Annotated in this window: 9 protein-coding genes; 2 read left to right on the top strand and 7 right to left on the bottom strand. The window is 67.9% G+C overall.

Annotated elements, in window-relative coordinates:
* Both VGF64_00045 and VGF64_00040 read left to right on the top strand, forming a co-directional pair.
* The coding region (locus VGF64_00045) for a PhnD/SsuA/transferrin family substrate-binding protein (GenBank protein ID HEY1633119.1) at nt 1-615 on the top strand (615 nt) is incomplete at its 5' end.
* Nucleotides 616-649: 34 nt separating this feature from the next.
* Nucleotides 650-1771: a hypothetical protein gene (locus tag VGF64_00040; protein HEY1633118.1), complete on the top strand. Its 1122-nt coding sequence runs from the start codon at nt 650-652 to the stop codon at nt 1769-1771.
* A gap of 151 nt (nt 1772-1922) precedes the next feature.
* Here VGF64_00040 and VGF64_00035 read toward each other — a convergent pair whose 3' ends face one another.
* The 7 genes from VGF64_00035 to VGF64_00005 all read right to left on the bottom strand — a co-directional run.
* Nucleotides 1923-2234 (bottom strand): gas vesicle protein K, encoded by a 312-nt coding sequence (locus VGF64_00035; GenBank protein HEY1633117.1) that lies wholly within the window; start codon nt 2232-2234, stop codon nt 1923-1925.
* Nucleotides 2234-2455 carry a gas vesicle protein gene (locus tag VGF64_00030; GenBank protein ID HEY1633116.1) on the bottom strand — a complete coding sequence of 74 codons (222 nt, stop codon included), beginning with the start codon at nt 2453-2455 and terminating at the stop codon, nt 2234-2236. Before VGF64_00030 ends, VGF64_00035 begins: the two co-directional genes overlap by 1 nt.
* Nucleotides 2452-3240 carry a GvpL/GvpF family gas vesicle protein gene (locus VGF64_00025; GenBank protein ID HEY1633115.1) on the bottom strand — a complete coding sequence of 263 codons (789 nt, stop codon included), beginning with the start codon at nt 3238-3240 and terminating at the stop codon, nt 2452-2454. The genes VGF64_00030 and VGF64_00025 overlap by 4 nt, the downstream gene beginning before the upstream one ends.
* Nucleotides 3241-3242: 2 nt before the next feature.
* A complete protein-coding gene (gene gvpJ, locus VGF64_00020; GenBank protein HEY1633114.1) occupies nt 3243-3650 on the bottom strand; it encodes a gas vesicle protein GvpJ in 408 nt (135 codons plus the stop codon).
* Nucleotide 3651: 1 nt separating this feature from the next.
* A complete protein-coding gene (gvpO, locus tag VGF64_00015) occupies nt 3652-4146 on the bottom strand; it encodes a gas vesicle protein GvpO (GenBank protein ID HEY1633113.1) in 495 nt (164 codons plus the stop codon).
* The gene (locus VGF64_00010) at nt 4139-4423 is read right to left on the bottom strand and encodes a gas vesicle protein GvpG (protein ID HEY1633112.1); all 285 of its coding nucleotides are present in this window, start codon (nt 4421-4423) and stop codon (nt 4139-4141) included. The genes gvpO and VGF64_00010 overlap by 8 nt, the downstream gene beginning before the upstream one ends.
* Nucleotides 4420-5208: GvpL/GvpF family gas vesicle protein (locus VGF64_00005; GenBank protein HEY1633111.1), on the bottom strand; the 789-nt coding region annotated here is incomplete at its 5' end. The genes VGF64_00010 and VGF64_00005, both read right to left, overlap by 4 nt.

The following is a 5208-nucleotide window of genomic DNA, read 5'->3' as shown; positions in this document are numbered from 1 at the left end:
ACCGCGCTCGCCATGCGCGACACCGACCGTGACCTGACGTCGGTGGTGGTCGTCCGGTCCGATGCACCCGTCGCCGAGGTGGCGGACCTCGAGGGCCGCAGCGTTGGCGTCGGGGCAGTCGACTCGCCTCAGGCGACGCTGCTGCCGCTCTCGCACCTCCGGGCGTCCGGCGTGTCCCCGACCGTGCGACGATTCGACGTCGGCGTTGGCCTGCACGGCGACCACGTGGGTGGTGAGCGCGAGGCGGCCAAGGCCCTCATGGCCGGCGAGGTCGACGCCGCCTGCCTGATCGACGCCAACCACCTGCTGTTCGCCCAGGAGGGGACGTTGGTGTCCGGGGCCACGCGGGTGCTGACCCAGACCGGCGCCTACGACCACTGCAACATGACCGTGCTGGATACGGGTGGCTCCAAGGATCTTGTCGACCGCTTCCGTCGCCTGCTGCTGGGCATGGACTATGGCGATCCAGTAGTGCGGCCGCTGCTCGATCTCGAGGGCCTGAAGGAATGGCGAGACGGAAGGGTGAGCGGCTACCGGCTGCTCGAGACGGCCATCGACGAGTCTGGTTTCTACGACCGGAAGGGAGCCGTCACCGCTGCCGATTATCGACCTTGAGGACGTCGGCCTTGACCGGGGGGCCCACCTGCTGGTGGACCACGCCCTCTTGGGCCTGGCCCCAGGCGACCGGCTGAAAGTGGCTGGCCGTGATCCGCACCTGGCCGTCCATCTGGCGGGTTGGGCACGGGCCCGCGGCCATCTCATCGAGACTGGCGACCAGCTCGTCGTCGTGAAGGGCCGGGCCAGCAGCCAGCGATGGCAGCACTCAGAGCGGGCCGGCGCGCCGGGTGCCGATGGCATCCTCGCCCGAGCACCCGCCAACTGGGGACTGGCCGCCCGTGGCGCGCTGGTCGAGGCCGGCGGCCCTCCTCTGGCAGTCGACCTGGCCGAACGCGACGAGCTGTGGGCGGACCTGGCTCCCAAGCTCTACGCCCAGGCTGCGGCCAGCCAGTGGGACCCAGCGACAGCGATCGCCTGGCACGAACCGTTCGAGCTGGCCAGCGATGTCGAAGCCGCCGTCGTTCAGGTGATGACGTACTTGGTAGAAAACGAGCAGGCGGCTCTGGCCGTGCCGGCCCGGTTCATCGGTCGCATCCACCCGCACTACCGCGAGGTCGTGCAGTTCCTCGCCATCCAGGTAGCCGACGAGGCCCGCCATGTCGAGGTATTCACCCGCCGGGCCGCGCTACATGTCGATCAGCTCGGCGTGTCAGGCGCTGGTGGGCGGGCGTCGCTGCAGACCTTGCTCCAAGAGACCGACTTCTCGCTGGCCTCCTTCCTGCTCTCGGTGCTCGGCGAGGGGACCTTCCTCTCCCTGCTGTCGTTCCTCGAGCGGCACGCCCCTGACCCCGTCACCCGTCAGGTCTCTCGTCTCGCGCTGCAGGACGAGGCCCGCCACGTTGCGTACGGCCAATCGCATCTCGAGCACCGAGTCGCCATCGACCCTGCGCTACGGGACCGGCTCCGTGGCGCAATCGAGCGCCGCCACGACGCCCTCGCCAACACGGCCGGCCTCCACACCGACGTCCTAGACGCCCTCGTCGTGCTCGCCGCCGGAGAATGGTCTCCAACCGCCATCGCCCGCGGATTCGGGCTCGTGCAAGCCCTGCGGGCCGAGATGGATCAAGGTCGCCAGCGGCGCCTCGCCCGACTCGGCTTCCCTGCCGACGAGGCGGCTGTCCTATCGGCGCTTCACACCCGCAACTTCATGTGAGAGCTTGGCGATCACCACCACCCCGATCCCCACGAAGGAGAGCCGTTCGATCCGTTCGTCGAACTGGCCACGAGCAAATCTCCTTGTTGCTTTTCGCTTGACCACCTCACCAGGGCATCCAACAGAGTCCAGACCCCTGTGAGCACTCCGATCAGTCGGTGGCCAGGAGTGATCCCAGGGGCCCAAGATCGATGTTCAAGTCGTCGGCGGTCAAGCCGAAGCGGCCCCGCAGCTCGGTCATGTGCTCCTCGAGGGCCATGAGCGTGGCTCCGAGCTTCTCGATCTGCTCGTCGCTGAGATCACCGACGTCGACTCGGCGCAGGGCTTGGCGCTCCATCAGTTGTCGTAGCAGCTCGACGACGGAGAGCACCAAGCCGACCAGGCCGCGTTCGACCGACTCTGGGTCCAGCTCGATCCGCTGACCCCGGGGGGGAGGCTGCTCTTGCCCCGTGGCCTCATCCATCATCCAGCCCTGCGGCGGTCGTCGGAGGCCGACATGAGCGTGGAGGTGGACGAGACCATCGCCCGCAACGAGATGTGAACCAGGTCGATGTCGGCGATCGACAGGGTGAGGTCGCCGGCCAGGACGACCCCGGTGGCGAGGAGCCGATCGAGCAGATCGACCAAGGCAACCTGTGGGAGCGCGCTCGGCTCATCTCTCTCACGGTGATTCTCGACGGTCATGCCTGGAGCCCTTCGTCCTCGACGATGGCAAATGAGTACGGCGGCCAGGGCCCCGTGAGCTCGAGGCTCAATTCAGGGTGACGGTCGTCCAAAGCTGCAGCCATAGCGACGAACTCGTCGGTGCGATCCTCATCGATGAGATAGGCGCCGTTGAGAACCATGGCCGACTCCTGTCCGCTGAGCCGCCGGTCCTGGGGCGGGTGGCGCCGGGAAGCGACGGCCACTTCGGCCAGGGTCGTGTGGACATCCTCGGCTGCCTGGGCCAGATCAGCTCCCGCCCGCTCTCTGGCCGAAAGCTGGACCCGGCGCCTCAGCAGGTAGGCGGTTCCACCGCCTTGTCCTGGTGTGGGCTGAGGAGGGTCTGGAGATCGGTCGCGGTGTTCCGGATCTTCGGACGCCTTGACCCCCCATTCGAACCGGCCGTCCACCCGGCGTAGGGCGGAACCGAGGCCTTCGGAGCGACTCTCAAGAATCGACTGCACGCCGGAGTCGTCGTGGAATACCACCGCCAAACGCATCGGCACCACGGGCCCGAAGTGGGTCACGGCTTCGAGGACACGATGGTGGGCGCGGGCGCAGGCCTCCAGCCACTCGATGTCCTCGAGGTTGCGGCGCAGGGCTTCCTCGCCGAAGTTCTCGAGGTCGACCGAGCCCACCACCGCGGCCAGCCCTGAGCATTCCACGCTGCGCAGGGGCTCTCTATCCACTCCGGTCAGGAGCGCCAGTCGTTCCGGGCGAAAGGGCCGGGTGACGCCATAGACCCAGGTCCCCGGGTTCTCAGCCATGGCTACTCCGCCGAGACCCCGCGCTCCTCGGCCTCTGCCGAGTCGGCCTCCACCTCATCCGCTCCTCGATCACGATGGCGTCGTGCGTCATCCCCCCCTCCCGCGGCGAGCTCGCGGCGCAGGCGCCGGTTCTCCTCGAGCAGCTCGTTGCTGTCGGCGCGGAGCCACGGGTCGTGCTCCCACCAGTCGATCCCCATCTGACGGGCCGTGTCCACTGATGCGATCAACAGCCGCAGCTTGATGGTCAGCAGCTCGATGTCGAGCAGGTTGACCCGTATGTCACCGACGATCACCAGGCCCTTGTCGAGGACCCGGTCGAGCACGTCGGCCAGGTTGGTGGGCTGCGGTCTGTCGAGGCCTGCCCCAGAGGGCTGCTGCGCGGTTGAACTGGCCAGGACCGGCTCACTCATCTCAGCTCCCCCTGTCGCCCTGGCCACGCGAGTAGCGCCGTACCCGGCGATACGACATCAGGCTCCCGTCCTCGTCGTCGATCTGCGCCTCGTAGATTGCGAGGATGTCGGCGGAGGAGGGGACGCGCTTGTCCTCGACGACCTCGATCCCCACCGCCCAGCCGTCCCCGGAGGACTCCAGCGCCGTGATCCCGGTCGGCTCCTTGGCGGTCAGCTCGGCCACATGGCGCAGCGCCGCCTGGGCCGCACCGGCGGCCGACATCCTCGGCTTCGATCGGCGTGTCCCGTCCTTGCCTGGCGAAGACCCATCCTCGTCGGAGGACCTATCCTCGTCGGCGTCACCCTCGTAGTCGTCGTCGTACGAGGCGTCCTCTTCGTCTTGGTAGGCGTCGCGCTGGATCTCGGCGTCCTCTTCGTCTTCGTAGGCGGGGGCCTCGTCCTCGGCGTCGTCTGCCTCAGGGGGACGTCTTCTCTCCGTCTGGCGCGTCCTAGCCATGATCACCTTCCTTCTCCCGATGCCGGGCCTCGATGGGCCGGTCGCCGGTCCTGCCCCTAGAGATCATGCGGTCGACAGCCTGTTGCTCGACCCGTGCCTCATCGGCCTCGGAAAGCCGTCCCTGCGCCTTGGCCGTGTCGGCCTCCTCGAGCTGGTGTCGAATCGAGGCCGGGTCGTGGAGCTCGCGCTCAGCCTGTTCTTGTATCGCCTGGCCCAGCCGGATCACACCACGGACCGGCAACGTGGGTAGCCCGAGGATGAGCGAGAGCGGGCTCATTGCGACCCGTTACCTTTCACCACGAAGTCGTATGGCGCCATCGGTCCCCGCAGGCGCACGGTGACTCGGCCATCCCACGCACGGGCCAGTTCCTCTACGACGTTCTCCAGCTCGTCCTCGCGCTCGAGCTCGACGAGGAGGACCACCTGGGCCGCATCCATCTCGTGGGTCGGCTCGCGCACGGCGCTGGCCGCCGCGTACGGGCCGAGGACGTCGACCATCTTGGCCGTGTCCCCCTCCCGCTTGACCGTGACGGCCTGGTTGATGATCTCGCCAAGCTGTATCCGGAGGTTGCGCGTCGCGTCGTCCGGCTGGCCGCGGAGCTGCTCGCGCAGCTGCTCGGCCTCCGGAACCTCGGACAGCACCTCTGCAAGGATCGCCTCTTCAATGTACCGACCCTTGACCAGATACTGGGCCTGACCATCGAGCTCCTTGAGGGCAGCGACGAACTCATCGTGGGGAGGGGCCAGAAGCTCTTCCTTGACCGCCTTGGCGTCCGCCATGACGGCACCGAAGCGCAGGGGGAGGACGGGCGCCGCGCTAATAACGGCGTCGAGCAGCGTCTGGTGAGCCGCGAGATCCTCGGGGGTTCCGAGAGGCCGCCCGAGGTGCACCTCGCTGACCAGGGCTGCAATCTCGCCGCACTGCACGACACCAATCTTGCCCGGAGGATCCCCAACCCCTCGGGCGTCGCCTTCCGACTCCACATCGGCGGGGACGATCCCGTAGACATAGCAGGCCGTGTCCTCGCCGCTGGAGCTTCTTCGGGATCCGCTGGGCTCAGG

Source organism: Acidimicrobiales bacterium (assembly GCA_036491125.1).
Taxonomy (GTDB): domain Bacteria; phylum Actinomycetota; class Acidimicrobiia; order Acidimicrobiales; family AC-9; genus AC-9.
This window is presented reverse-complemented; position numbering and strand designations above follow the sequence as displayed.